Origin of the sequence: Rhodococcus koreensis (assembly GCF_017068375.1) — a bacterium.
In the GTDB taxonomy this organism is placed as follows: Bacteria; Actinomycetota; Actinomycetes; order Mycobacteriales; family Mycobacteriaceae; genus Rhodococcus_F; species Rhodococcus_F koreensis.
Genome location: NZ_CP070609.1, coordinates 8,814,255 through 8,840,377, shown reverse-complemented (window position 1 = coordinate 8,840,377; position 26,123 = coordinate 8,814,255). Strand labels below are relative to the sequence as shown.

23 protein-coding genes are annotated in these 26,123 nt (G+C 64.7%); 6 read left to right on the top strand and 17 right to left on the bottom strand.

Annotated features, from left to right (window positions below; genetic code table 11):
• Positions 1-64: 64 nt before the first annotated feature.
• The 10 genes from JWS14_RS40285 to JWS14_RS40240 are packed head-to-tail and all read right to left on the bottom strand — an operon-like array spanning position 65 to position 9,087.
• Positions 65-856, bottom strand: a complete 792-nt coding sequence (locus tag JWS14_RS40285) for an enoyl-CoA hydratase/isomerase family protein (protein WP_206015766.1) — start codon at positions 854-856, stop codon at positions 65-67.
• A 26-nt stretch (positions 857-882) separates the two neighbouring features.
• The gene (locus tag JWS14_RS40280; protein WP_206015765.1) at positions 883-2,034 is read right to left on the bottom strand and encodes an acyl-CoA dehydrogenase family protein; all 1,152 of its coding nucleotides are present in this window, start codon (positions 2,032-2,034) and stop codon (positions 883-885) included.
• A 33-nt stretch (positions 2,035-2,067) separates the two neighbouring features.
• On the bottom strand, positions 2,068-3,006 hold the full coding sequence (locus JWS14_RS40275) for a DODA-type extradiol aromatic ring-opening family dioxygenase (RefSeq protein WP_206015764.1): 939 nt from the start codon (positions 3,004-3,006) through the stop codon (positions 2,068-2,070).
• Between the two features lie 6 nt (positions 3,007-3,012).
• Positions 3,013-3,918 (bottom strand): fumarylacetoacetate hydrolase family protein, encoded by a 906-nt coding sequence (locus tag JWS14_RS40270; protein WP_206015763.1) that lies wholly within the window; start codon positions 3,916-3,918, stop codon positions 3,013-3,015.
• A 38-nt stretch (positions 3,919-3,956) separates the two neighbouring features.
• A complete protein-coding gene (locus JWS14_RS40265; RefSeq protein ID WP_206015762.1) occupies positions 3,957-4,658 on the bottom strand; it encodes a 4-carboxy-4-hydroxy-2-oxoadipate aldolase/oxaloacetate decarboxylase in 702 nt (233 codons plus the stop codon).
• Positions 4,655-5,365, bottom strand: coding sequence for a PIG-L deacetylase family protein (locus tag JWS14_RS40260; RefSeq protein WP_206015761.1), 711 nt, complete (start codon positions 5,363-5,365; stop codon positions 4,655-4,657). Before JWS14_RS40260 ends, JWS14_RS40265 begins: the two co-directional genes overlap by 4 nt.
• Positions 5,366-5,410: 45 nt before the next feature.
• A complete protein-coding gene (gene fdxA, locus JWS14_RS40255; RefSeq protein ID WP_206015760.1) occupies positions 5,411-5,761 on the bottom strand; it encodes a ferredoxin in 351 nt (116 codons plus the stop codon).
• A complete protein-coding gene (locus tag JWS14_RS40250) occupies positions 5,758-7,425 on the bottom strand; it encodes an FAD-dependent oxidoreductase (RefSeq protein ID WP_206015759.1) in 1,668 nt (555 codons plus the stop codon). Before JWS14_RS40250 ends, fdxA begins: the two co-directional genes overlap by 4 nt.
• Positions 7,422-7,856, bottom strand: a complete 435-nt coding sequence (locus tag JWS14_RS40245) for a nuclear transport factor 2 family protein (protein ID WP_206015758.1) — start codon at positions 7,854-7,856, stop codon at positions 7,422-7,424. Before JWS14_RS40245 ends, JWS14_RS40250 begins: the two co-directional genes overlap by 4 nt.
• Positions 7,849-9,087: a Rieske 2Fe-2S domain-containing protein gene (locus JWS14_RS40240; RefSeq protein ID WP_206015757.1), complete on the bottom strand. Its 1,239-nt coding sequence runs from the start codon at positions 9,085-9,087 to the stop codon at positions 7,849-7,851. The genes JWS14_RS40245 and JWS14_RS40240 overlap by 8 nt, the downstream gene beginning before the upstream one ends.
• Positions 9,088-9,335: 248 nt before the next feature.
• Between JWS14_RS40240 and JWS14_RS40235 the strand changes: the two genes are divergently transcribed.
• Positions 9,336-10,061 (top strand): SDR family NAD(P)-dependent oxidoreductase, encoded by a 726-nt coding sequence (locus JWS14_RS40235; RefSeq protein WP_241031618.1) that lies wholly within the window; start codon positions 9,336-9,338, stop codon positions 10,059-10,061.
• A gap of 24 nt (positions 10,062-10,085) precedes the next feature.
• Here the strand turns inward: JWS14_RS40235 and JWS14_RS40230 are convergent, their stop codons facing one another.
• The 7 genes from JWS14_RS40230 to JWS14_RS40200 all read right to left on the bottom strand — a co-directional run bounded on the left by JWS14_RS40230 (position 10,086) and on the right by JWS14_RS40200 (position 18,143).
• Positions 10,086-10,718, bottom strand: coding sequence for a TetR/AcrR family transcriptional regulator (locus JWS14_RS40230; protein WP_206015755.1), 633 nt, complete (start codon positions 10,716-10,718; stop codon positions 10,086-10,088).
• A gap of 35 nt (positions 10,719-10,753) precedes the next feature.
• Positions 10,754-11,803: an LLM class flavin-dependent oxidoreductase gene (locus JWS14_RS40225; RefSeq protein WP_206015754.1), complete on the bottom strand. Its 1,050-nt coding sequence runs from the start codon at positions 11,801-11,803 to the stop codon at positions 10,754-10,756.
• Positions 11,804-11,843: 40 nt separating this feature from the next.
• Entirely contained in the window at positions 11,844-12,617 is a 774-nt protein-coding gene (locus JWS14_RS40220) for an SDR family NAD(P)-dependent oxidoreductase (RefSeq protein WP_206015753.1), read from the bottom strand.
• Positions 12,614-14,227, bottom strand: a complete 1,614-nt coding sequence (locus tag JWS14_RS40215) for a class I adenylate-forming enzyme family protein (RefSeq protein ID WP_206015752.1) — start codon at positions 14,225-14,227, stop codon at positions 12,614-12,616. Before JWS14_RS40215 ends, JWS14_RS40220 begins: the two co-directional genes overlap by 4 nt.
• A 20-nt stretch (positions 14,228-14,247) precedes the next feature.
• Positions 14,248-15,108 (bottom strand): 3-hydroxybutyryl-CoA dehydrogenase, encoded by an 861-nt coding sequence (locus JWS14_RS40210; protein WP_259376051.1) that lies wholly within the window; start codon positions 15,106-15,108, stop codon positions 14,248-14,250.
• Positions 15,109-15,184: 76 nt separating this feature from the next.
• Positions 15,185-16,267, bottom strand: coding sequence for a 2-oxoacid:ferredoxin oxidoreductase subunit beta (locus JWS14_RS40205; RefSeq protein WP_206015751.1), 1,083 nt, complete (start codon positions 16,265-16,267; stop codon positions 15,185-15,187).
• A gap of 1 nt (position 16,268) precedes the next feature.
• Complete coding sequence (locus tag JWS14_RS40200) at positions 16,269-18,143, bottom strand: 2-oxoacid:acceptor oxidoreductase subunit alpha (RefSeq protein WP_206015750.1); 1,875 nt, start codon at positions 18,141-18,143, stop codon at positions 16,269-16,271.
• Positions 18,144-18,954: 811 nt separating this feature from the next.
• Here JWS14_RS40200 and JWS14_RS40195 point away from each other — a divergent pair.
• The 5 genes from JWS14_RS40195 to JWS14_RS40175 all read left to right on the top strand — a co-directional run bounded on the left by JWS14_RS40195 (position 18,955) and on the right by JWS14_RS40175 (position 26,029).
• On the top strand, positions 18,955-20,232 hold the full coding sequence (locus JWS14_RS40195; RefSeq protein WP_206015749.1) for an amidohydrolase family protein: 1,278 nt from the start codon (positions 18,955-18,957) through the stop codon (positions 20,230-20,232).
• 53 nt (positions 20,233-20,285) lie between these two features.
• Positions 20,286-21,044, top strand: coding sequence for a class II aldolase/adducin family protein (locus JWS14_RS40190; RefSeq protein ID WP_206015748.1), 759 nt, complete (start codon positions 20,286-20,288; stop codon positions 21,042-21,044).
• Between the two features lie 176 nt (positions 21,045-21,220).
• Positions 21,221-22,411, top strand: a complete 1,191-nt coding sequence (locus JWS14_RS40185) for an ABC transporter substrate-binding protein (protein ID WP_206015747.1) — start codon at positions 21,221-21,223, stop codon at positions 22,409-22,411.
• Between the two features lie 29 nt (positions 22,412-22,440).
• On the top strand, positions 22,441-23,319 hold the full coding sequence (locus JWS14_RS40180) for a branched-chain amino acid ABC transporter permease (RefSeq protein WP_206015746.1): 879 nt from the start codon (positions 22,441-22,443) through the stop codon (positions 23,317-23,319).
• Positions 23,320-23,371: 52 nt separating this feature from the next.
• A complete protein-coding gene (locus JWS14_RS40175; protein WP_206015745.1) occupies positions 23,372-26,029 on the top strand; it encodes an ATP-binding cassette domain-containing protein in 2,658 nt (885 codons plus the stop codon).
• Positions 26,030-26,123 lie beyond the last annotated feature (94 nt).

The following is a 26,123-nucleotide window of genomic DNA, read 5'->3' as shown; positions in this document are numbered from 1 at the left end:
AACAGTCATGGCAAGTCCATTCCGCGGGTCAGGTCGAAGGCGGTGACAGGGAACGCCGCACGTGTCAGCGCCACTTCGAGTAGTCGGCCGGACGCTTCTCCATGAACGCATCGCGTCCCTCGTCGACCGATTCGGCCGGCACGCCCATGGCGATCATGTCCAGGCCGTTGACCATGGTGTCGTAGGAGTAGTTCCACCAGACGTTGCTGCCGGCCTTGGCGATCTGGAGCGCCTGAGGGTGCAGCGCGAGCAGCCGCTCGGCCCACTCGCGGGTGGTCTTCTCCAGATCCTCGTCGTCGACGACCGCGTTGACCCAGCCCCACTCGAACGCCTGCTGGGCCGACACCTTCTCGCTGAAGAAGACGATTTGCTTCGCCCGCTTCTCGCCGATCTGCAGCGGCAGGACGTTCGTCCCGCCGAGGACGGGGCACGCCCCGATCATCGTGCCGGCCTGGCCCAGCCGCGCACTGCGCGCGGCGATCGCCAGGTCGGCGGCGATGACCAGCTCGTTGCCGCCGCCCACCGCGATCCCGTTGACCATCGCGATGACGGGCTTGCGGCAGGATCGAATCGACGTCATGGCTCGCAGGGCGTACACCCCCGTGTCGACCAGGCCCTTCTTCGTGAACTCCCGCACATCCCCGCCGGCCGAGAAGGCGCGGCCGCTGCCGGTCAGTACCACCACGCCGACCTCCGGGTTGACCGAGAGTCCGTCGAGCAGGTCGGCGAGACGGTGGAACTGGGCGGGGCCGAAGGCGTTCAACGTCTCCGGCCGGTTGAACGTGATCCAGGCGATCCGGTCCTCGATCGAGAGGAGGATGTCCTCATCCGATCCGTGATATCCGTTCAATGACATGGTGATTCCCTTCTGGTCCGGTGTGGCTAGTCCCACCACAGGGTTCGGTCGAAGACCGCCTGGGCGAGGAGATTCTTCTGGATCTGGCTGGTTCCCTCGACGATGGTCAGCTGTTTCGCGTCTCGGTAGTACATCTCCACCGGGTGGTCCTTCATGTATCCGGCGGCGCCGAGCAGCTGTACTGCGGTACCGGAGACTTTGACTGCGGTTTCCGTCGCGACCAGCTTCGCCATCGACAGCAGGGGAACCGCGGCCTTGTCGAAGGCGCCCTCGTCGACCATGCTGGCCGCGCGGTAGGTCAGCAGGCGGGCTGCCTCGATCTCGGCGGCGTGCTCGGCGACCATCCAGCCGAGTCCCTGCTGGCTGGTCAAGGGCGCTCCGAACGCCTCGCGCGTGCGCATGTAGTCGACGGCGTACATCAGCGCGCCCTCCGCGAGCCCGAGGCCGCGTGCCGCGACGATCGGCCGCATCGAATTCAGGGACAGCATCGCCAGTTTGAACGCCTGGTCGGGCTTCCCGACCAGCGCCGATTCGGGCACCCGGACGCCGTCGAGGCGCAGCTCCCCGGTGTTCACCCCCCGCACGCCCAGCTTGTCGTCGACGTGGGCCACCGACACGCCGGGGAGGGTGCGGTCGATGAGGAAGCAGCTGAAGCCGTCCTGACCGGTGCGCGCGAAGACGGTGTAGAAGTCGGCCTGCTCGAGTCCGGACATCCAGCACTTGGAGCCGGTGATCACCCAGTCCGTTCCGTCTCGGACCGCGCGGGTCCGCATACCCTTCAGGTCCGATCCGGCCTGCGGCTCGGACAGGCCGAAGGACGCGCGCCGGGCGCCGCTGGCGATGTCGCGAACATAGGTGTTCTTCTGCTCCTCGGACCCGCCGATGAGAATGGGCAGGGCGGGCAGTCGGGTGAGCAGCAGCATCAGCGCGACGGTGTTGGAGTATTTCGCGACCTCCTCGATGGCAATCGTCAGCCCCAAGGTTCCGGCGCCGGATCCGCCGAATTCTTCCGGCGTCGCCAGTCCGAGCAGGTCCGCCGCGAGCAGGGCCTTGAAGATGTCGTCCGGGTACTCGTTCCGGCGGTCGATCTCCATCGCGCGCGGCTCGACCACGGTCTGCGCGAATCGTCGGACGGTCTGCGCTAGCTCGACGTACTCGTCGGGAAGTGCGGCATACATTAAGTCTCCAATTACGTTGAAGGGGTTATTGGTTCAGGCCGGAAGGGCCCATCGGGCGAAGCACATGCCGACGCCGTAACCGGATTCGGTGCGATACGCCGGTACGTAGTCGATGATCTCCGCCGGAGCCTGGGCGCAGGCGTCGGCGATGATCCAGTCGGTGATCTCCGCCGTCCCGTTGAGGCGCAGCGGCAGGCCGTGCTTCTCGTGCGCCAGGCGAAGTTCGTCGTCCTCGATCGTGCGCCAGGCCTCGAGGTCGCTCGATTGCATGGCAGCCAGCACCCGCGAGTCCAATTCCTCGTCCAGCACCAGGTGGCTCAGGCCGCCCGAGGCCAGCACCGCGACCCGCGCCGGCGACGGGTCGGCGTTGATCGCGGCGCGCAGCGCCTGGCCGAAGGCGACGCATCGGTGCACGCTCGGCACATTGGGCGGGTTCCACACATTGGTCACGACAGGCAGCAGTGCAAGCGTGGATTCCATGAGATCGAGAAACCTCATCGGCCACGTGATCGCGTGACCGATTCCATACTCATTCGAGGTCTCCGACGTGTGTGCAACATCGAACCCGTCGGAACACAGTTGCTCCAGGATGCCGAGGCCGAGGTCGCGGGCGATCGGCATGGAGACCCGGAACTGGTCGGGTCCCTCGTCTCGCCGGTTGGCGGCGCTGGCGTCGAGGTGGTCGGCGAGGAACATCTCGAACACCGGGGCGGAGCGCGGACCGAAGTTCTCACCCTGGTCACTGCCGACGATCAGCAGCACATCGGGTTCGACCGCCAGGATCGAGGCCCGCAGTTGCTTCATCGCGCTATCGAAGCGCGCCTGGTGCTCGTCCCAGTGGTCGCGTACGTTGCCCGCGAGACGATCCAGTGAGGGACGCGCGATGTTCGGCTCGAGCGCGGGCCAGTCGGAGACCGGTGCGATCAGCGCGGGGCTGTGCGAGGTCCCGAAAACGCCTACAAGATTTGCCATTTGTGTTCATGCTCCAAGTTCGATGACGCGGTTGTGCTGTCGACCGAGACCCGTGATCTCGCTCTGGAGAACGGATCCGGGGCGCAGCCACTCCTGGGGTGTCCTGGCCAGCCCGACCCCGGCCGGGGTTCCGGTGCTGATGACGTCGCCGGGTTCGAGTGTCAACGATCGGCTCAGGTCCGAAATCAGCGTGGCGACGTCGTGAATCATCAGGCTGGTTCGGGACCGTTGCTTTTCGACGCCGTCCACCCAGCACCTCAGCTCGAGGTCCTGGGGATCCGGGATCTCGTCGCGGGTGACGATGAACGGTCCGAACGGTGACGACCCCTCGATGCTCTTGCCCTTCCACCATTGGTTTCGGGAGAGCTGCACGTCTCGGGCGCTGACGTCGTTGAACACCGCGTACCCGAAGACGTGCCGAAGGGCATCCGCCGATCGGATATTGCGCCCGGCCCGGCCGATGATCACCGCCAGCTCGACTTCCCAGTCCAGCTGCGTGCTGACCCGGTCGTCGGACGGAACATCGTCGAAGGGCCCGCAGATGCTGCGGACGTCCTTGGTGAAGTACACCGGCGCGTCGGGCACGTCGATGTCGCCGACAACACGCTCCGACTCCTCGATGTGCTCGCGGTAGTTGACTCCGACGCAGATGACGTTTCGGGGAAGCCGACCCATCGGCGCAACGAGCCTCAGCTCGCCGACGTTGCCGACGACATGGTCCGCTCCGTCCTGCGCGCAGATCTGTCCGAGCATGTCGATCCCGTCGACGCCGAGTTCGACCCAGCCGGCCATCGTGAGCGGCAGGTCGCCGCTGCGCAGTTCCGCCAATCTGGTCACGTCGATGACCGAATCATCGGCGCCGACCACGCCGACGTGGGGCAGTCCTTCGGAGAGGAAGGAACACAGACGCATGGGAAACCTCTCGGTTGGGACGAACGAACAGAAACGATCTACTGCGGCCCGGGCACCCGGTGGACGCCGAGTGTGCGCAGCTGATCACGTAACTCGGGTGAGAGACCCGGCCATCGGCCGGCGGTGATGTCCTCGAGCAGCACCGCCTCGCGGGAAACCCTGGCGCGGCCACGCTCGAGGACCTGCTCGGCCGATTCGAGAGGAACGACCACGACGCCGTCGTCGTCGGCGACGACCACATCACCCGGCCGCACGGATGTGCCGCCGGCGACGACCGGCGTGTTCACCCAGCCCGGGCCACCCTTGGTGGTGCCGGTGGCCGAGATCGTTTTCGCCCACACCGGCAGCGGCAGCCGGCGCAGCTCGCGGACATCGCGGACACCGGCGTCCACGACGAGCCCGGCTGCCCCGCGAGCAATGAGGATGTTGGCGATGATCTCGCCGACCATCCCGGCCGTCGACGGCGCCAGGTTGGCGACGACCAGAACGTCACCTTCCCGGCACAGGTCCAAGGCGGCCAACAGCATCAGGTTGTCACCGGGCTGGTTCAGGCACGTGACGGCGGGGCCGGCGACCCGGGACCCCGCCACCAGCGGCTTGATCGCCGGATCCATGAGCCCGCTGCGCCCCTGCGACTCGTGGACCGTCGCGACGCCGAGCTCGGCGAACTCCGCCGAGAGCGAGCCCGCGCGCCGGTCCACGTGGTCGAGGATGGACGGGCTGATCAGATGGTTACTCATCGGAACAGGTCCCCGGCCGCGGGCAGGAAGCTCTCGAATGCCTCCGCGTGAGTGACCTTCTTGTTCAGCAGCAGCCCGGCCATGATCGCCCGGTACCGGGCCCGCTGCTCGTAGACGTCGATCATGAACTCCTGCACCTGCGAGCAGCGCATCATCTCGAGCTTCTGCTCGGCGACGTCGCTGATGTCGATGTAGGTGTCCGGCTTGAAATCGCAGAACTCGGGGAATTCCGGTTCGTAGCCGTGGATCTGGCCGACAACGAAACGGGGGAGCTCCGGCAGGCGCCCGTGTGCGCGGGCCCAGATCGCCGCGTCCTCCACCACCTTCGCCGTCGCCACATGGTCCGGGTTGTTGGGATCCCTGCGACCGTGCGTGAGCACCACATCGGGCCGGAGTTCGCGGAGCAGCCGGACCACCTCCAGGCGGCGTTCTTCGTCGATCACCATCGGGTAGTCGCCCCAGTCATAGGTCCGCAGTTCGACGCCGGCAACCGCGGCGGCCTTTTCGGCCTCACCCCGGCGGACCGCTCGCACCCGCTCGGCCGTCTGGCCGGGCTCCGCCCACGCCGACGCGGACTCACCGCGCTCCCCCATCGACAGGCAGACGACGGTCACATCCGCCCCGGCCTTGACATATTTGAGGATTGTCCCGCCGGTGCGCCACACCCAGTCCATGCCGTGCGCGCTGACAACTGTCACTCTGGTCATCTTGTCTCTCCTTGCTTGTTGGATGGCTGCGGATTCGTGTCGCAGTTACGGGGTGGATCCGGTGGTGGGCATCGCGCGCACGTAGCTGCTGTCCGCGGCGATGGGCCCGATGGTTCGGGCGCCGCCCGGTGAGCCGATGGGTTGTTCGCGGCCGGGCAGCACGGTCTGGAAGAACTCGACCGCGTCGGCGACGAAGGGTTCGAAGTCCTCGTCCTTGTCCCGTTCGGAGGCGATCGCTTCCACCGGGCACGCCGGTTCGCAGGCACCGCAGTCGATGCATTCGGCGGGGTTGATGTACAGCTTGCGTTCGCCCTCGTAGATGCAGTCGACCGGACATTCCTGCAGGCAGGACCGATCCATCACATCCACGCACGGGGCACCGATGATGAAGGTCACGGCGTCACTCCTTGCTCCTGTGAGTGCGTCCCGGCCGCGGAGCGCGCCGCGAGGTGCCGGCCGGCGCCGTAGCCGAACGCCAGGGCCGGGCCGATCGTCGCGCCGGCCGCCCAATAGCCGTCATTCGACGGCGACGCGGCGCAGTTCCCCACCGCGTAGAGTCCGTCGACCGGGACGCCGCCCACCCCGAGCACCTGGCCGTCGACTGTGGTGCGCGGGCCGCCTTTGGTGTCGAGGGTCCCGAGCCCGACCAGGACGGCGTGGAACGGCCCGTCCGCGCTGAGCGGCGCCATCACCGGGTTCGGGCCGCCACCCGCACGCGGCTCACCGGTGAAGAACACCTCGATCGGCTCGGTGCCGCGGCCGTGCTCGGCGTCGACCCCGGCGCTCGCCGACATGTTGAACCGGGCGATGGTGGCGGCCAGGTTCGACCCGAAATCGCCGCTCAGCCGCGCACCGCCGGTGGCTGCACGCAGCGACCGCAGCCGCACCTCGAGGTTCGCCGACAGCTGCTCCCAGCTATCACCCGACACGAGGTGGGTGGTCGATTCGCCGGGCAGCGCCAGTGGGTAGGCGAACTGCTCCATCGAAAACAACTGCTGCGTCCGCTCGTCGAAGAGCAGCACCAACAGCTCGGGCGAGCCCGCGCCGATATGAACCTTGGCCCGGTCGCTGTAGAAGAGCTTCTCGTTGACGACGCGGTGACCGGCGAGATCCACGATCAGCGACGAATCGCCCGGGGCCACCCACATCCCCGCGCGGGTTTCTGTTGTGCCGGCGAGGGTGTGTTCGATGGCGACCTGGTCCCACCAGGCGCAGTCCATGTTGTGGAGGGGAATGTCGAGGGCCGCCAGGGGGTGCAAAGCGTCGCCGGTGTTGCCCCCGGCGGCGCAGCCGCCCCATACTCGCGCCGGTAGATGCCTCGATCTGTGCCCTGGGTGGTGGGTGAATCCGCCGACGGCGAGCACCACACCGAGCCGCGCCCGGACACGGAACTGCCGCCCGGTCTCGAGGTCGCGGACCACCGCACCGGCAACCCGTCCGTCCTCGACCACCAGATCCGTGAACGCGTGGCGGGTCGTGATCCGGACCCCCGAGCGTGTCGCGGCGGCCGTCAGTTGCGCAATGAGATCGCCACCGTTGCCCGGGCGGTTCTGCTCATCCGCGGGACACAGCGCACGGCCGTACACGCCCCCTTGCTCGGGCAGGCTCATGTGATAATCGGGGAAGCGTAGAGCCATCTCGATTGTCGAGCGGAGTGCACCGATGTCGTCCAGGAATTGCACGGCCTCGGAAGCGAGCCCGTAGTAGCCCGTGAGGAGGTCGTGCTCCCAAGTGGTCAGCCCGAGCAGGGGGTCCTCGGTCGAGTACCGGTCAGGGGCGCTCACTCGCGCCATGTAGGCCACGGCCCGGGCCTGCGGGTCGTCGATGCCGCGCTCACGCATCAGGTGGTTGTCGGGAACCCAGTAGACGCCGCCGGATTTCGCGGTGGTGCCGCCGACCGCCGCGGCCTTCTCGAACAGGTGTACCGTGCGTCCGGCGGCGGCGGCCGTCACCGCGGCTGCCAGCCCTGCTGCGCCGGAACCGAACACCACGACGTCGGCCGCTGTTTCCACCGAGTCGTCGATCGTGCAGCCCATGGTGCTGTGCGCGTCGGTGCTCATGGAGACACCTCCTCGCGGGCCCCGAGACGGGTGTCCAACTGAACCTGTCGGACCGCGAAGCGCCAACCGTTCGAGGTCCGGACCAGTCGATCCGAGTACCGGCCGGTCGCCAGAAGTGTTGGTCGTTCCTGGCTTTCGTACCGGCGGAACATCAGGAGGTTGCACCGCTGTTCGGCGTGATCGCCGTCGACGGTCACCTCGGGATCGAGGGTCATGTGCAGGATTCCCCAACCTCTGGACCGACAGAACTCCGACAACTGATCACGCCCGGTGTAGGTGACCTCCTGGTCGATGATCTCCAACCTGCCCGACTCCAGGAATGTTCCGGCCCAACCGGCAGCGTCGGACTTGTCGAAACAGCGGTTGTAGGTCGCCGTCAGCTCGCGGATCGCCTGCCAGTCGGCGAACTTGGTGCCTCCCGGGTCAGACATATCGAGCCTCGGATGTTGCGACGGCGCGCCAGTCATCGGTCGGCGCGAGGGTCATCGCCACGCCGGCCGAGTCGGGCCTTGCGAGCGGATCCTGGTGCCCGAAGACCTCCCCGCCCTGCTGGTGGGAGCGAACGGAATTGAGCAGCAGTCGGCGGGTCTTGACCACCGCGATGTCACTGGTGCCGAGCTTCTCCCGGGATCGGTCGACGATCGGGCCCTGACTCTCCTGGATCGCGACATCCTCGAGGACCAGGTTGGTGAACCCGGAGAAGTGTCCCTCGGACATGAGGGCGCGGTCTTGTCCCCAGTTGTCCTTGCCTCGTGTCAGGGCGGCGAAGTCGTCGGGCGCCACCGTCAGGTCGTGGTACCAGAAGTGGGTATCGGTGTCCTCGGTGAGCGGATGGTCATCGTTCCACCGGATGAACCACTGCCGGGAGTGTTCGTCGTCGATCGGTGTGCCGATGATCGCGATTCGGTCCTCGTCGCCGGTCGGGATGTAGGCCGTCCACGGCATGACGAATTCGGTCACCCGCACGTGCATCCGGTCCGCGCCCGCGTGCCGGATGGCGGCGAATCGGATGCCGTAGCCGGTCTCGTCGGATTCGTAGCGCGGCGCCGAGTCTTCCGCCGTCTCCCCCAGGCTGCCGCTGCTCTGACCCAACCAGGACTGGTGAAGGATCGACACGTGCGAGGAGTCCAGCGTGCCCTCGACCGCCTGCAGCCAGTTGCAATTCGTCTCCGCGGCCAGGGCTCGGACGTGGTCGGCCGGCACGTCGGCGAACGGGAACCGGGGGAAGGGCGGCGGATCGTCGTGCGATCCGAGATACACCCAGAGCACCCCGCCGGCCTCCCTCGAGGGGTACTTGCCGACCGCGATCTTGTCGGCCATGTCCGCCAGTCGCTCCGCGGGCTCGGACGGCACCTCCACGACCGTGCCCGAGACGTCGATCTTCCAGCCGTGATAGATGCACCGCAGCGCACAGTCTTCGTTTCGGGCCAGTGCCAGCGAGGCCCCGCGGTGCGGACACGCCTCATCCAGGAATCCCACTGTTCCGTCCGTGGCGCGGAAGGCCACGAAGTTCTCCCCGAACAGCCGGACCTTCACGGGGGCTCCGTCGGCGACCAGCCGCTCCGAGCGGACCGCGGGCGTCCAGTACTCGCGGAGGTACGCGCCCATCGGCGCTGCGTCCTCTACTCGGGTCAGGAGTTCATTGTCGTCATGCGACAGCATGCGGGTCCTCCACTCGTCCACGCCGCGATCCGGCGTGCTGAATCAGCCTCGTGACTAAGCACTTTCACGGATGTGATGGCTTCAACCAGGGGCCGAACTGTTATCCTGTCGATTGGAAGGGTAACGCGCTCTAGGGCCTAAATCAAGACCCGGATCACATCGACATCCAGCCATGTCTCGCACCCACCCCGCGGATGCGGGTCCATCACACACAGGAGGTAGCAATGCAGATTTCCGGAGCAGTAGCCGTGGTCACCGGCGCCGGCGCAGGGTTGGGCCGAGCCACCGCAGCGATGCTCTCGCAGCGTGGCGCTCGGGTTGCCGCGGTGGACCTGGCGGCGCCACCGGGCGCGCCGAGCGCGACGTGGCTACCACTCGCCGCGAACGTCGGCTCCGCCGACGAAGTCGACGCCGCGTTCGACACCGCGGTATCGACCTTTGGTCGGGTGGACATCGTCGTGCATTGCGCCGGCATTGCCGGCGGCTTCCGCCTGATCGGCAAGGACGGACCGGTCGATCCCGCTCGGTTCGCAGCGGTGATCGATGTGAACCTGATCGGCACATTTCACGTCTTGCGCGCGGCGGCATGGCGGATGAGCAGCAATCAGCGGCCGGGCGGGGAGAGTGGCGTGATCGTCACGACGGCGAGCATCGCCGCCTATGAGGGGCAACAGGGTCAGCTGGCCTATGCGGCGTCCAAATCAGGTGTCATCGGCATGACACTGCCGGCGGCGAGGGAACTGGCACAGTACGGAATCCGGTGCGCCACAATCGCACCCGGAGCGTTCGAGACCACGCTGACCACGGACCTGCCCGCAGCGTTGCAGGATCAGCTCACGTCGTCGGTCGCCTACCCGTCACGCCTGGGCAGGCCGGCCGAGTTCGCCGAGCTGGCGTGCGCGATCGTCGCCAACGAAATGCTCAACGGAGAGGTCATCCGCCTCGACGCCGGGGCCCGGCTGTCCAAGCGCTGATAGGTGACGGGGAAGGAGCGGGCGTCAGTTCGCCGCCCGCTCCTTCGCTCCGCCGGAAGCCCGCGGTCGAGTGCGTAGTCCTTCGAAGGTCATGTCGATGATCTTGTCGACCAGCGGCCGCAGCGGTCCGTGCTGGTCCTCGTTGTACCAGAATGCGCACCAGCTCATGCTGCCCATGAGTCCGTTCACCACCAGCTCCGGATCGGCCTTACGGAAGATGCGCTTGCGTGAGCACTGGGCCACAACATCTTCGAAGGTTCGCTGATACTCACGCACCACCGCGGGCTGATGACGACCGTTCGGCGAGGACGGTGATGTCCACAGCTGCATGAAGCCGACCAGCACCGGGGACGACACCCGCAGGGTGCAGTGCTCGGCATGGAAGTAGAGAAGCTCGCGGAGCCGCTGGTCCGGCGTGAGGTCGCTGCGCTCCGCGATCTTGGCGAGCTCCTGCTCCGCCACGTCGGTGAACCGCGCCTGGATCAGCTCGACCAGCTCCTCCTTGGAGGAGAAGTAGGTATTCAAACTGCCCTTCTTGATCCCGACCGCATCGGCAATGTCCTGCAGGCTGGTGCCGTCGATGCCCTTCTGGCGGATCAGTTCGATGGCGGCGTCGAGCACCTCGGCATGCCGCTCGGCGGAGCGCTTGGGTGGCATGGGCTTCCCTCCGGTGGGTCGGCGTGGCCCCGCGATCAATCCAGCCGCGGACCCTGACCCGCCGGGGTGCGCAGGTCGGGAACTATTACCCTACCGAACGTCTGAATGGCGTCGAGCACCGCGTCGTGCGGCATGTAGGGATGGTAGAGCCGGAAGCAGAGGTGGGAGTCGGTTCGGCCGGCGAAGCGCTGTTGGTAGGGCCGCAGGGCCGCCGTGACCTCGTCCGGGGTGCCGATGAGGTTGTACCGGCGCACGGCATCCTCGGACGAGAGGTTCGCGTCGGGCTCGACCGGTGCCCCGGCTTCCTCGGCGGCCCATCGGGCGTGCACGTCCTGGGTGTAGGTCATCCCTTTCCCGGCGATCTTCCAGCCGAGTTCCGGATCGTCGGCGATAAAGCCCGATCGCAGCTGACCGAACGAGAAGGACGTGCGCTTCTCCTCCGGCGCCGAGTCCAGCACCCGAGAGAACGACGACATGGCGGAATCGAAGGGCGCGGATACTCCGAAGAAGCCGTCGCCGAGGCGCCCGGCACGTTCGAGTGCCCGGGGTCCGGTGCCGCCGAGCCAGATCGGCGGACCGCCGGGCGTGAACGGCTCCGGCCTGACGACAGCGCTGTCGATCTGGTGCACCCGACCGTCGAATCCGAATCGCTCGCCCTGCCAGGCGAGCCGGAGAATCTGGGCCGTTTCCTCCAGTGCCTTGCCGCGGGTGGCCATGTCGGCGCCGAAGGCCCGGAACTCGGTGCGCCGCCATCCCGTTCCCATGCCGAGAATGAAGCGGCCCCCCGACAGCTGGTCGAGGACCGCGACGTCCTCGGCCAGCCGGAGCGGGTTGTGGAAAGGAGCCAGCAGGACCGCGGTTCCCACCGTCAGCCGTGTCGTCGAGGCGAGGATCGCCGCCGCGATCGGCAGCAGCGACGGCAGGTAGCCATCAGCGGCCCCGTGGTGCTCGCTCAACCAGATCGAGTCGAGGCCGACTTCTTCGGCCAGTTTCGCCTGTTCGATGATCCGGGCGTACTCATCATGGAAGCTGATGTCCTCATCCGGCGGCACCTGCCCGGTATACAGTCCGAGTCCATATTGCATTGCGCTTACCTCCGCTGTTCTAATACCACTGTCACACAGCTCATTTTGATGGGGGTAGGGTGACCCAGCCGCCGCCGTGGACCACGACTTCTGCACCGCTCACGTAGGAGGCGTCCTCCGAACAGAGGAACGCGACCACGGCGGCGACCTCGTCGGGTTCTCCCCCGCGGCGCGCCGCAATTGCCGCGATGTTGGCCTCGAGCACCGCCGGATCGACGTCACCGACGATGTCCGTGAGGATCGTTCCGGGCAGCACCGCGTTGGAGGTGATGCCCCGCCGAGACACCTCGAACGCCAAGCTCTTCGACATGGCCAGCAGCGCGGCCTTCGAGGCGCCGTATCCCGTGTCGCCCGGGCCGCCGGTGGCTCCCAGTACCGAGCTGATGAAGACCACACGCCCCCAATTGGCGTCGTACATGGACGGCAGGGCCGCCCGGGTGACCGACCAGGCGCCACGGACGTTCGTGGACAGCATCTGATCGAACTCGTCCGGGGTCTGTGTGATCATCGCCCGGGAATGTTGGACCCCGGCGTTGTTGACCACGACCAGCGGCGGGCCCAATCGGCGGTCGGTTTCGCGGACGAGGTCCTCCCCCGCGCCCTCCTCCGAGATATCCGCCTGAATTGCGGCGGCTCGGCCCCCGTTCGCGATGATCTGCTTCACGATCGCCTCGGCGTCGGGCTTCGACCTGGCGAAGTTCACCGCGACGCGGTATCCCTGTGCGGCCAGGCGCAGCGCCGAGGCGGCTCCGATTCCGCGGGAGGCACCCGTGACGAGCGCGACCCGTTCTGGCCCCTTGTTCGAGCTGGTCATGACACATCCCTTTCGTGCGCTGCCCAGTGCGGACGACGCAAAGCCAATTTGTCGATCTTGCCGGGCCCGGTGCGAGGCAGCTGGGTGTGGAATTCATACGAGCGGGGGATCTTGTAGCCGGCGATCAGCTCGCGGCAGTGCCGGTCGAGGTCGGCCTCGGTCGCGGTCGCTCCCCGGCGGAGCACGACGGCGGCGTGTACCTGCTCACCCCATTGTGGTGACGGGACGGCGATGACCGCGGCCTCGACGACGTCCCGGTGGCGGTCGAGCGCTGCTTCGACCTCGGCGGCGTAGACGTTCTCGCCGCCGCTGATGATGGCGTCCCCCGCCCGGCCGACGATGTAGAGGTAGAAGTCCTCGTCGCGGTACGCCAGGTCCCCCGACCAATACCAGCCGTCCCGGAACCGTTCCCTGGTGACCTCGGGCTGCCGCCAGTAACCGACGGCGAAGTTCGGTCCGCGGCCGACGATCTCGCCGATCTCCCCGACCGCGCAGTCGGTGCCGTCCGGCCGGACCACCCGCACCTCGACGCCCACGACCGGCCGGCCGGCCGAACGCAGGACCTCGGCGCCGAGCAGGCGGTCTTCATTCGGCAGGAAGCTCAGAATCGGTCCCGCCTCCGTCATGCCATACGACTGGGTGAACGAGCACCCCAGCCGCGCCATGGCGCGGTCGAGGAGCGCGGGCGAAATGGGCGCGCCCCCGTGCACCACGAGCCGCAGCGACGAGAGGTCGGGGACTCGGTCCATCCTGTCGAGATACTCGAGCAGCAGGGTGAGCATCGTCGGTACCAGGAAGGTGCAGGTGACCCGTTCGGTCTCGATGGCGCCCACCACGGACTCCGGATCGAAACGGGGAATCACCACATGCCGTCCCCCGGCCCAGGTCATCGGGTAGGTCGACATCCCGTCGCCGAGGTGGAACATCGGCGAGCAGTGCAGATAGACGTCGTCGACCGCGTAACCGAGCCCGGCGATCATGTGCAGTGCGTTCGCGGCGAGGTTGCCGTGGGTGAGCATGGCACCCTTGGCGCGTCCGGTCGTGCCGCCGGTATAGAAGATCGCGGCCAGATCGGTCGAGCTCGGCTCCGCATCGCGGTCCGCGACGGTTTCGTCGGCCGGGTGCGCGAGCAGCTCCTCGAAACCGATCGCACCGGTTCCGGCGGACCGGGCAAGCGCTTCCGCGCGGGCCTGATGCGCCTCGTCGGCGACCAGGACAGCCGGCTCGCAGTCCTGCACCACCTTCAGCAGTTCCGCATCCGCCAGCCGCGCATTGAGCGGGACCAGGACGTACCCGGCGGCGGGCACCCCGAAATAGGCGGCCAGATACGCCGCGCTGTTGGCCCCGAGGATCGCGATCCGGTCGCCCCGCCCCGCCCCGCGCCGCGCCAATCCCGACGCCAGGCGATCGCACCAGGACAGCAGCTCGGGGTAACTGAGCCGGGTGTCGCCGTCGACCACCGAGACCGAGGCGCCGTGCAGCCCCGCCGCTCGGCGCAACGACCACATCAGGTTGGGGGCCACCGTGACCGCGGCACCGGCCGCAGTCGAATCGGACAGCGACCACCGCACGTTCGGCGCCACACTCAGCGGCGGAGTGTTCTCGGGCATGGGCGTTCCTTCGGGTCCGGTCATTGCGCGTAGGTGAAGAAGCCGCGTCCGGTCTTTTCGCCGAGGAGCCCGGACTCGACCATGCGCAGCAGCAGCGGCGGCGGCGCGAATTGGGGGTCCCGGAACTCCTCATACATCGAGTTCGACGCCGCCAGCAGGATGTCGAGGCCGACGAAGTCGGCGAGTGACAAGGGACCGACGGGGTGGGCGCAACCCTCCACCATGCCCTGGTCGATATCCGCGGCCGAGGCGAAGCCTGCCTCGAGCATCCGCACGGCGGAGAGCAGATATGGCGTCAGCAGCGCGTTGACGACGAACCCTGCCCGGTCCTGGGAACGGATCACCAGCTTGCGCAGGTCATCGGTGGCAAAACGCTCGATACGATCGATCGTCGCGGCGTCCGTATGCAGCGTGGGTACCAGCTCGACGAGGCGCAGCGCGGGCACCGGATTGAAGAAGTGCAACCCGACGACACGTTCGGGGCGCGTGGTCGCCGCCGCCAACTTGGTGATCGAGATGGAGGACGTGTTGGAGGCGAGGACGGCGGTGGGACCGGTCACCACCTTGTCGAGCGCGGCGAACAATTCGCGCTTGACGGTCTCGTCCTCGACGATGGCCTCGATGACCAGTTCGCGGTCTGCGAGTTCCTCGAGCGTGCCCGTGAAGCGGAGCCGGGACAGCGCCCCGGTGCAGTCGGTGTCGGTGATCTTGCCGCCCGCCACCGCGCGGCGGAGCGAGCTCTCGGTTCGTGCGCGTGCCGCCGCTGCCTTGTCGGAATCTGCCTCGCAGATCACAACGTCGGCCCCTGCGAGCGCGCAGACGCGTGCGATGCCTGTTCCCATGAGGCCGCCACCGACGACGCCTACCTGATCGATGATCAATTCTTGCTCCCTAGTTAGTGCTGACAGATATCTGATTCACCCGAAGGTCGATCACAATGACCTTCAGGCCGGCGACCTAGTCGTGCGGCGGACCCACCAGCCACGTGTCGTGTCCGGCGATGACCGTGGACAGATCGGGTGCGCGGCCGTCGGCGCGTGCATCGACGATCTGTTTGTTGACCAGATCGTCGTAGGCGGGACGGGCCACATCCCGGAAGATGCCGAGCGGCGTGACGCCGTCGGGTCGGTCGCCGAGACGCGAGAGCATGAAGGCCATCGACGAATCGTTTTCGTGGACATCGTGAACCAGCACCGAGCCGGAATCCACGTCATCGAGTGCCACGATTTCCAGTCCGCCGCGGGGGCCGGCTCGCAGGCCCTTTCTGGTCGTTGTCCCGAACAGCATCGGTTCGCCGTGCTGCAGCCGGACGGTGGTCTCACCCCTGGTGTCGGGATTCTTCAGCGGGTCGAAGGCGCCGTCGTTGAAGATGTTGCAGTTCTGCAAGATCTCGACCAGCGCCGTTCCCCGGTGCTGCGCGGCGGCCCGCAGGACACCGGTGAGATGGGTGCGGTCGGAGTCGAGTGTGCGCGCGACGAAGGTCGCCTCCGCTCCCAACGCCAGCGAGATCGGGTTGAGCGGCCGGTCCACCGACCCGACCGGCGTCGACTTGGTGACCTTGCCCGCCTCGCTCGTCGGCGAGTACTGGCCCTTGGTCAGGCCGTAAATCTGGTTGTTGAACAGCAGAATCTTCAGATTCACGTTCCGCCGAAGTGTGTGGATCAGGTGGTTTCCACCGATGGACAGGGCATCGCCGTCACCGGTGACGACCCACACGGACAGATCAGGACGTGACATCGCCAGGCCAGTCGCGATGGCGGGGGCGCGACCATGAATGGAGTGCATGCCGTAGGTGTTGAGGTAGTAGGGGAACCTCGACGAGCAACCGATCCCCGAGATGAAGACCATGTTCTCGCGGGCCAGCCCGAGCTCCGGCAGTAATCCCTGAACAGCCGCCAGAATCGCGTAATCCCCGCACCCGGGACACCACCGCGCCTCCTGGTCGGTCTGGAAGTCCTCCGCCGTCAGAGCACCGGAGACAGCGGGGACCGGGGTCGCCTCCGACATCGGCATTTCGTGGGTGATGAGGTTGTCGAACATCTCAGATCAGCTCCTCGATCTGCGCGGCGAGTTCCGCCGAGGTGAACGGCAGGCCGCGGACGCGGTTGTATCCGACGGTGTGGACGTCGAAGAAGGCCTTGAGCAGCATGCGAAGCTGACCGAGATTGAGTTCCGGGACGAGCACCGTGCGGTACCGGCCCAGGACCTCTGCGGTGTTGGCCGGGAAAGGATTCAGGTGACGCAGGTGGGCCTGCGCGACATCTCCGCCGCGTCCGCGAACATCACGCACGGCCGAGCAGATCGCACCGTGGGTCGATCCCCAACCGAGCACGAGGACCTCCGCCCGATCACCCGGGTCATCAACCTCGAGGGGTGGCACATCGGCCGCGATGCCCGCGATCTTGGCCGCCCGGACCCGCACCATCGCCTCGTGGTTGTCCGGGTCCGAGGAGATGGTTCCCCGGCCGTCGAGCTTCTCCAGCCCGCCGATGCGGTGCTCGAGACCGGGTGTCCCCGGCACGGTCCACGGCCTCGCCAGCGTCTGCGGGTCCCTGAGATACGGCCAGAACTGGCCGTCGCGATTCGGCTCGGTCGTAAATCGAACCCCGATGTCGGGAAGCTGGTCCAGGTCGGGCAACCGCCACGGCTCCGAGCCGTTCGCCAGGTGTGCATCCGACAGCAGCACAACCGGCGTGCGGTATTTGGTCGCGATCCGGACGGCCTCGTACGCCATGTCGAAGCAGTCCGAGGGTGAGCGGGGCGCGAGAATCGGGACGGGTGATTCGCCGTTGCGGCCGAACATCGCCTGCAACAGGTCCGCCTGCTCGGTCTTCGTCGGCATCCCGGTCGACGGCCCTGCCCGCTGTACGTTGCACACCACCAGCGGCAGTTCCAGCGCGATCGCCAGGCCGAGCGCCTCGGCCTTGAGGGACATGCCGGGACCGCTCGTGGAGGTCACCCCGAGATGCCCACCGAACGAGGCGCCGATCGCCGCCGCGATGCCGGCGATCTCGTCCTCGGCCTGGAAGGTGCGCACCCCGTGGTCCTTGTGGCGGGCGAGTTCGTGCAACAGGTCGGATGCCGGCGTGATGGGATAGGCCCCCAGGAACAGCGGAATACCCGCCTTCTGAGTTCCCGCGAGAAGCCCGTAACAGAGTGCCAGATTCCCAGAGACGTTGCGGTAGAGACCATCCAGCATGCGCGCGGGACGCACCTCGTATCGAGTCGCGAACGTCTCAGTCGTGTCACCGAATCCATACCCCGCCTGGAACGCAGCGATGTTGGCGTCGGCGATCTCCGCGCGCTTGCCGAACCTGCGGCGCAAGTACTCGACGGTCGAGTCGGTAGGGCGGTCGTACATCCAGCAGAGCAGGCCGAGCGCGAACATGTTCTTCGCTCGTGCGGCCTCCTTCGTGCTGATCGGGAAGTCGCGGAGTGCTTCGATGGTGATCGACGTCAGCGGAACGGCGTGCAGGCGATACCCGTCCAACGAGCCGTCTTCGAGCGGGTTGGTTTCGTATCCGAGCCGTTTGAGGCTTCGCCGCCTGAACTGGTCGCTGTCGACGATGATCTCAGCCCCGGCCTCGAGGTCTCCGATATTCGCCTTCAACGCCGCCGGATTCATAGCGACCAGGACATCCGGTGTATCCCCGGCCGTATCGATGCCGTGGTCCGCGAACTGCAACTGGAACGACGACACCCCGGCGAGGGTTCCCGCAGGTGCCCGAATTTCGGCAGGGAAGTCCCGCAGGGTAGACAGATCGTTCCCGAAGAAGGCCGTCTCCCCCGTGAATCTGTCACCGATCAGCTGGATACCGTCGCCGGAGTCACCGGCGAACCGGATGATCACATTCGATAGTTGCTTGGTGCCAACGGAACCGAAGCCCATGGGGGTCACCACTCCTCGCGTACGCATTCAAACCATGCGCCGTGCGGCGCAACTGCCTCGGTCCTAGGTTCCGATCACCGAACCGACCTCAGATTGCAGAATCTATTACCTTCCGATCGTAAGGTCAATAGCTTCGTGCCATGACCCGCGCCGACGCCGCCTCCTGTCGCAGCGGACGCCCCTCACCTGTTCAGCAACGCACCATCCCCACGAGACGCCCCGCTATGCACGCAGCGCAGCTCCTTTGCTCCACGACCCGGTTGGTGACACCACAGCGCCCGTTGGCTGATCGTGCAGATTTCAGTGATAAGACAGCCCGAAGCGCCAACCCTGACCCTGCGGCCCACGTCAACGGGTGCACATCCCGAACAAGTACCCACGACGACTGGGTACAACTTGGACGCGTCACGTCTCGTCGCAGTGTTGGATGCACCACCGAAGCGGACCGGTTTCAGTTCTGAATGAGACCTTCCCGGACTGACATGATCCCTTGCCCGGACCGGGCGCGTCGCCCCGAGGTGCGCGACCTGAGTCACCGAATTCTTGCAGCGCGGTCGGTGCCGAGATTCGCCCGGAATCGGAGTGACCGTGTTGCGGTGGGGGTAAGTTGCCGCGGACCTTCTCCGACTCGGGGGTGTCCGACTGGAATGCTGGGCTCCTGCGTGTCGAATCTTGCCGTAGCCCGAATGTCCTCGTGAACAACAGAATCCGTTGACAGCCTGATGACGGTCGTATACCTTCCAATCGTTAGGGCAACGTGATGGGGTTCACACACTCCGTACCGCCCAAGCGAATGAGAAAACTGGTCCGAAGCATCTCCGAGCGAAATGTCGATCGAATGGAGTCAGTAATGGCGCTTGATATCCACAACCCGGATGTCGAAAGTCAGGGAAGAGGGCTCGTTCGGTCAGAGCCGACATTTCTACCAGACCCCGACCCTCGGGAATTATGGTGCCCTCTCATCTCAGTGGACGATCATGTTCTCGAGCCCGCAGATATCTTCACCAGTCGTACAAGCTCGCGGTATCGCGACCTTGTACCAGCAGTTGTCCCCGACCAGGATGGCATCCCGTATTGGCACATTGATGAGGACCGAATCCCCATGCGCCTCACAATGTGCGGGGCAGTCGGTCGGCCCATCGAAGAATGGAGCCTGGCGCCTCAAAAGTACGAAGACTTCCGGCCCGGTGTGTGGGACGTCCATTCGCGAGTCAGGGATATGGACCTCAACGGGGTATACGCATCTCTCAACTTTCCATCCTTCGTCTGGGGATTTGCCGGCAAACGGTTGAGCGGAATGCGTGATCGCGAGGTCGGTCTCGCCTCCGTTCGGGCCTACAACGACTGGATGCTCGAGGAATGGTGCGGCGCGTATCCCGACAGATTCATCTCATGTCAATTGCCGTGGCTCCTTGACCCTGAGGTGGCCGCACTGGAGATCAAGAACAACAAGGACCGCGGTTTCCAGTCAGTAACATTCTCGGAGAACCCCGAGGGATTGGGGCTCCCGTCTCTCTACTCCGAGTACTGGGACCCCTTCTTTCGCGCATGCGAAGAGACCGAGACCGTAGTCAATTTGCACGTGGGGTCCTCGGGATCGATCTGCCAACCGAGTGCGGCATCGCCTGCGGATGTCACAGTCGCACTCTTCCCGTTGAACGCCATACAGGCAGTAGTTGATTGGATCTTCTCCCGGATCCCACTGCGTTTTCCGAAGCTGAAGATCGTACTGTCCGAATCCGGCGTCTCCTGGGTGCCGATGATCATCGAGCGACTCACGCGTTCGTACAGGCAGGCGGCCAGCTCGGAGACATGGAGCACGTCAGACCCGGACCCGGTCGACATCCTGCGACGAAACTTCTGGTTTACGTCGATCGAAGATCCAGCGGCATTCCGGATGCTCGACATCATCGGCGCCGAGAAAGTCATGGTCGAGACCGACTACCCGCATGCCGACTCCTCGTGGCCTGATTCGCAAGAACTCTTCAGTCGAGACATGAAATCACTACCCCGCGACACGATCGAGAAGCTCTGTTTCCGGAATGCGAGTGCTCTCTACCAACACCCGCTTCCCCCCTCGGCGCTAATCGATTCATCGCTCATATCCCGATATTAACCTTCATCAAGGCCATCTACGACGCCGATCACCTCCCCCTGGAGTAGCCGATAATGCATACTCTTGACCTGCCAACTCCGCCCACATTCCTTTCACCCGATGAGGAGAGAAATCATAGGAAGATTCGCCTGGCCGCAGCCTTCAGGATTTTCAGTAGGTTCGGCCTCGACGACGGAGTTACCGGGCATATCACCGCCCGCGACCCCGAATACCTCGACCACCTTTGGGTCAACCCCTGGGGTATGCCCTTCAGCCAGATCCGCGCATCAGACCTATGTCTAATCGATGCGGCCGGAAAGTTGGTCGAGGGCACAGGTCCCGTCAATCCAGCAGCAATCACGATACATTCCAGTGTGCACGATGCCAGACCCGATGTCGTCGGCGTCGCGCACAGCCACTCTCTGCACGGAAAGACGTGGTCCGCGTTCGGTCGAAAGTTGGATCCGATCACCCAGGATGCATGCGCCTTCTACGAGAGGCACTCCGTCTTCGAGCAGTACAACGGCGTCGCGCTCGATGACGGCGAAGGTCGCTCCCTCGCAGCGAATTTGGGTACGAATCGCGCCGCGATCCTCAAGAACCATGGCATCCTGACGGTCGGCGCAACGGTCGACGAGGCCGCGTGGTGGTTCATCGCACTCGAACGCTCGTGCCAGGCACAGCTTCTCGCCCTCGCCGCCGGGCAACCGGACTCCATTCCCGCGGAGACCGCTCGAGAGGTAGCCGCACTCTACGATCAGCGCGCTGGATGGTTCAATTTTCAGCCCATATTCGCACGGATCATGCACGAACAGCCCGATCTCGCAGAATGAAGTGCCCGATTCCCTGATCGGCAACTGACGTACCTTCATCCAGGGCACCGATCACCCTGATCGAGGGATCGTCGACCCTCGGGCTATCCACCCCCCGGTCTGCATATGGCGCGGGGGCCCTTCGACAACGACAGCTTTGCCATTCCGTCGGGAATGCGAACACGGAAGGTTATGTCATGCTCACGTCCTCTCACATCAGCAGACTTGCTTGCGGGCTTACCACCGCTGCGGTAGCACTGACACTCGCCGGCTGCGGGGCAGCAAGCAACGCCGAATCACACGGCGATGTAATCAAACTCGGTGAGACCAGTGGAATCAGTGGGCCGGCCGGGGGCTACGGCAAGGCCCTGAGCGAAGGGCAGCAGGCGATCTTTCGGGCAGTCAACGACGCCGGCGGCGTGGACGGGAAGAAGATCGAACTGACACTGCTCGATGACGGCCTCGATGTGGCCCGTGCGGTGCAGAACGTGCGGAAGCTGGTCACAGACCGGAACATAGCGATTGTCGGCGGCTCCGGTTCGGGCTCGATCGACGCGATCGTCCCGGTCCTGGACAAGGCAGGCGTTCCCCTGCTCTTCCCTGCGAAGTCGAGTCCGTCCTTCGTCAACGCAGTAGTGCCACAGGCCTTCGCGATGGTTCCCACTTTCCCTGATCAGGCACATGCTCTCGTGTCCGCAGCGTACGAGAAGACCGGACCAGGAAGCGTCTTCCTTGTCCGCACGGTGTCCGACCAGAATGACCCGATACTGGCGAAGGTCGAGGCTGCAGTCCAAAATGGCGGTGGCTCATTTCTCGGCACGGCGATCGTGCCGTTCGGGGCCGACGTGACACCCGTCGCACTCCAAGTCGCCGAGGCGAGGCCGGATTATGTCGTCTTCACCTCCGCTCCCGCTGAGACCACCAAGATCGTCAATTACCTTGCCGGCAAGGACCAGCTCCCGAGAAGGGCGATCCTCGGTACGACCTCGCTTCCCGGTGAGACCTTTCTGCAGGGAACACCGCGGAGCGCACACGAACTTCTCTTCAGCCTGGCCATCACCAAGCCACCCACGGACCCGAGCGCTGCCGATTGCCTAGACGCGGTACGAAAGTACTACCCGGACTCACAGATCGACACAGTGACGACGTTCGGTTGCGCGATCGCGCAGGCCGTGGTCGCGGGACTCGAACTCGCTGGACCTGACCCGACCAGCGAGAGCCTGGTCAAGGCACTTGCCTCCATGCAGGACCGTCAGGTGAGTCCCCTCATCCCCCCCGTGACCTTCTCTCGGGAATCGCATATGGGTCTGACTTCACTGCCAGCAGTCACCGTCAAGGACGGCCAATACCAGGCAGCCGAGACCGTCACCGTACCGGTTCTGCCGTGAGGCTCACCCACCCAATATAGGAGAGTGTCATGGGTCTGTTCCTGGAAACGGTCCTGAGCGGCGTCACCGTCGGAATGCTCTACGGCCTCCTATCCTTTGCGATGGTTGTGCTGTACAAGGCGACTGCCACCGTGAACTTCGCCCAGGGAATGATGGGAACCGCCGCCGCCTTCGTGGCGTTGACTGTCATGGTTGAGTACGGCGTCCCAGTTGGCGTGGCCATCATCGTCGGATTGGTGTTCAGCACCTTGTTGGGTGTTGTCACATTCTACGGCGTCATCCGCCCCAAGCCGAGTGCGGGTAAGACAAATGTCATTATCAGAACGCTCGCCCTCTCGCTGGTATTAGCAGCTTTCATAGACCGATTCAGGGGCGCCGGTCAGCCATTCCAATTTCCTCAACTTCTCAGCTCTGGCGGCTTCAGCCTCTTTGGAATCCAAATCAACTATTCACTGATACAAACTTTCGCCGTTGCAGGGGTTCTCCTGGGCTGCTTCAGTCTCTTTTTTCGATATACCCGCGCCGGTTTGCTCACACGCGCCATGGCCGAGTCCCGCGAAACGGTCAGGCTACTCGGTGTCCGTAGCGATCGATTATTTGCGATCGCCTGGGGAATCAGTAGTTTCTTGGCCGCGATCGTGAGCCTTCTATCCGCCAACCGTGTCTACGTCTCGACTTTCATGCTCGAAGGCCACTTACTCTACGCTTTTACAGCGGCGATCGCTTTTGGGCTCACCAGCCTGACTGGGGCGGTTGTCGGCGGCATCTGCGCAGGTCTTCTGAGCAATGTAGTCGCAACCTACTTCGGACCCGACGCGGCCAACCTCGTCATCTTCGCGGCGCTGATTACCGTCCTAGTCATTCGCCCACAGGGAATTTTTGGAGAGCGGAGAGTACATCGTGTTTGAGCACTCGGTGCAGCGACAGCTACCGACAGCCGTATTACGACGGTATTCGGGCGTGGCTACGGCGCTTGTAACGCTTGCAGCCCTCGGGTTGATCGTCCGCGAAGCCTCGTGGCAGTACGTCCTGATACTCGGCATGGCCTGGGGCGCGGTGGCTGTCGGAATGAACCTCTGGCAGGGATACCTTGGCGAACTTTCGTTCGGACATGGGGCACTCGTTGCAATCGCTGCGTATGCCTGGACCGTGGCGAGAACCGCCGGGCTGTCTCCCATACTTGCGCTTACCATTTGCGTAGGACTTACCTTGATTGCATGCGGAATTATCGGACTCGCGGTGGTCCAACTTTCACACTTTGGTTCCGCCGTTGTCACCTTCTTTCTGGCATTTGTGGTGTCGGCAGGTCTGCAGTCAAGTGCGTTCGTCGATCTCACCGGTAGCCAATCTGGTCTGCTCGTGCCTGATCTACACGTTCTTGGTGTCGATTTCGGCAACGGCGTTGGCTTGTATTACCTTGCGCTCGGTTTTCTCGCTGTCGTTCTGTTTTCCTCCTCAAATTTCGGCGGCGGACGACGCGGTCACGAACTTCGGCTGGTGCGGTCGAGCGAGCAGGTCGCGTCCCTACTCGGGGTCAAGGTCAAGCAAGCCAAGTGGACCGCCTTTGTGTTCACAGGTCTGGGTGCAGCGTTGGCCGGTGTCGTCATTGCCCAGGCACTGACCGTCATCACACCAGATTCATTTTCTGCCGCGGTATCTATCACCCTGGTGGCGATGGTTGTCGTGGGAGGACAAGGAACATTATTGGGACCATTGCTCGGTGCACTCTTTTTTGCGGCACTACCCTCCATCTTTCAAGGCGCTCCTGAGAACCAGGCCCTATACGCGAGTATCACTTTTCTTGTCTTTGTTGTGCTGGCTCCGGCGGGAATCCTGGGCGCCCTGTCCAGGTGGGGCGGTGCTACCACGAAGCGGCTACCAAGTCGTCCGCGAACTTTGACTGGCACGGGCGGCGAGTCCGGAAGCATGGAAGCCTGCGATACATCATCCGAGGCTTTCGATGTCCCAGAGGTGGACTCTGGCCGGAGAATTGCCGGCGAATGCGACATGGCAGCGACTGCAGCGGCCGCAATGGAGATTGCCGACGTGAGTGTCGCTTTCGATGGAGTACATGCACTGAGTGGAGTCGACATCACCGTGACCCCAGGACAGATCCATGCCCTGATCGGCCCAAACGGTGCTGGTAAGACGACGCTGATCAACGCCGTCACCGGTCTACTCCGACCGACGAGTGGGGAAATCCGAGTCAATGGCCTTGCAACTACCAAGCTGTCGCCACCGGAGATTCGTGCTGCTGGAGTAGGGCGGACCTTTCAGAATCCGTCGCTCGTCGACGATTTGTCCGCAGTCGAGAACGTCGCACTAGGACTCCTGAGCCAGCAACGGCGCTGGTTGCTCGTGGATCTGCTACGCCCTACCCTCGGGCGGAACGCAGACGCTGATACTCGAGCAAGGTGCGAAGAGGCTCTGCGCCTGGTCGGGGTTTCAGAGTCCACCTGGAATAAGAGAGCCGATGAAATCTCGCTAGCTGACCGGAAACTGGTCGACCTGGCTAGGTCATTCGTGGCAGAGCCGACGATCTTGCTCCTCGACGAGCCCACTGCCGGACTGGGAGAACAGGAGATCCACATTGTTGAAGACGCGATACTCAAACTTCGTTCCAATGGACGCGTAACGATCCTACTTGTCGCGCACCATGTCGCCTTTGTTCGGCGGGTGGCCGATACCGTCACCGTACTCGACGGGGGGAAGATACTAGCCTCCGGCCATCCGGAGCAGGTCACAAGCGACGAGCGGGTACTGGAAGCCTTCATCGGCCAGCCTGCCGAACTGCTGAACCTGGCGGGTGAATTTGGGTCTACAGCAGGAGAACCAGCCCTCTGCTCTCCGGGCGAACCGGCTGATAGCTCCCTGGCAGATCCGGAAATGCTACAGCCGGAAAGATCTGGCACGGATCTGTCGTCACAGGGGATGCGGGTTACCGACCTGACCGTAGGATACGGGCCGGCGCGCGTCCTCGACAAAGTCTCGCTACATGTCTCCCGAGGGGAACTCGTGGGGCTTACAGGCCGTAACGGCGCAGGGAAGACGACACTGCTACGAGCCCTGTCCGGAATGATCGGTCGCGGTAATGGCCTGGTCAACATGGACTCGGTCACCGTTCCCCCGTCACCGGTGGACGCAGCCAGGGCCGGATTGATCCACGTGCCCGAGGGTAGGGGCGTCGTCGGATCACTGTCCGTGCTAGAGAACCTACAGGTCGGCGCCGTGGCGGTCGGACACAAATTGACCAACGAGGACCTAGATCACATTCTGAGCCGATTCCCCGCACTCAGGCCGCTATTGCAGCGCCCCGCCGGGTTGTTGAGTGGTGGCCAACAACAGATGCTCGCGATAGCCCGAGGACTTGCCGCCAAGCCTTCCATCTTGATGGTAGATGAACTCAGCCTGGGGCTATCCCCCAAGGCCACCAGCGAAGCTCTCCAAGTGTTAGTGAGGCTCACCCGCGAAAGCGGCGAGGGTGTGCTTGTCGTCGATCAAAACATCCAGACCCTCTCCAGCGTCTGTGATCGGATGTACGTCTTACGGGACGGGTCTCTCGTCGAACTCGAGGGAGACAGCGGATCGATTCATGAATTGCAAGAAGTCTATTTCTGAACCGTCCCGAGTTTTCCTCCGATCCAATGCTTGCGACATGCGAATGTCGGTCAAAAGAGCGACGTCCGGAGTGTCGACCATCATCGCATTCCGC

Excerpts from the sequence above, each read along its gene's own strand:
- JWS14_RS40245 (WP_206015758.1), bottom strand. The coding sequence starts at position 7,856 with ATGTCTGACCCGGGAGGCACCAAGTTCGCCGACTGGCAGGCGATCCGC.
- JWS14_RS40265 (WP_206015762.1), bottom strand. The coding sequence starts at position 4,658 with ATGAGTAACCATCTGATCAGCCCGTCCATCCTCGACCACGTGGACCGG.
- JWS14_RS40220 (WP_206015753.1), bottom strand. The coding sequence starts at position 12,617 with ATGACCAGCTCGAACAAGGGGCCAGAACGGGTCGCGCTCGTCACGGGT.
- JWS14_RS40285 (WP_206015766.1), bottom strand. The coding sequence starts at position 856 with ATGTCATTGAACGGATATCACGGATCGGATGAGGACATCCTCCTCTCG.
- JWS14_RS40205 (WP_206015751.1), bottom strand. The coding sequence starts at position 16,267 with ATGTTCGACAACCTCATCACCCACGAAATGCCGATGTCGGAGGCGACC.
- JWS14_RS40280 (WP_206015765.1), bottom strand. The coding sequence starts at position 2,034 with ATGTATGCCGCACTTCCCGACGAGTACGTCGAGCTAGCGCAGACCGTC.
- JWS14_RS40240 (WP_206015757.1), bottom strand. The coding sequence starts at position 9,087 with ATGCTGTCGCATGACGACAATGAACTCCTGACCCGAGTAGAGGACGCA.
- JWS14_RS40215 (WP_206015752.1), bottom strand. The coding sequence starts at position 14,227 with ATGCCCGAGAACACTCCGCCGCTGAGTGTGGCGCCGAACGTGCGGTGG.
- JWS14_RS40270 (WP_206015763.1), bottom strand. The coding sequence starts at position 3,918 with ATGCGTCTGTGTTCCTTCCTCTCCGAAGGACTGCCCCACGTCGGCGTG.
- JWS14_RS40180 (WP_206015746.1), top strand. The coding sequence starts at position 22,441 with ATGGGTCTGTTCCTGGAAACGGTCCTGAGCGGCGTCACCGTCGGAATG.
- JWS14_RS40200 (WP_206015750.1), bottom strand. The coding sequence starts at position 18,143 with ATGCGTACGCGAGGAGTGGTGACCCCCATGGGCTTCGGTTCCGTTGGC.
- JWS14_RS40195 (WP_206015749.1), top strand. The coding sequence starts at position 18,955 with ATGGAGTCAGTAATGGCGCTTGATATCCACAACCCGGATGTCGAAAGT.
- JWS14_RS40250 (WP_206015759.1), bottom strand. The coding sequence starts at position 7,425 with ATGAGCACCGACGCGCACAGCACCATGGGCTGCACGATCGACGACTCG.
- JWS14_RS40225 (WP_206015754.1), bottom strand. The coding sequence starts at position 11,803 with ATGCAATATGGACTCGGACTGTATACCGGGCAGGTGCCGCCGGATGAG.
- JWS14_RS40185 (WP_206015747.1), top strand. The coding sequence starts at position 21,221 with ATGCTCACGTCCTCTCACATCAGCAGACTTGCTTGCGGGCTTACCACC.
- JWS14_RS40275 (WP_206015764.1), bottom strand. The coding sequence starts at position 3,006 with ATGGCAAATCTTGTAGGCGTTTTCGGGACCTCGCACAGCCCCGCGCTG.
- JWS14_RS40260 (WP_206015761.1), bottom strand. The coding sequence starts at position 5,365 with ATGACCAGAGTGACAGTTGTCAGCGCGCACGGCATGGACTGGGTGTGG.
- JWS14_RS40190 (WP_206015748.1), top strand. The coding sequence starts at position 20,286 with ATGCATACTCTTGACCTGCCAACTCCGCCCACATTCCTTTCACCCGAT.
- JWS14_RS40230 (WP_206015755.1), bottom strand. The coding sequence starts at position 10,718 with ATGCCACCCAAGCGCTCCGCCGAGCGGCATGCCGAGGTGCTCGACGCC.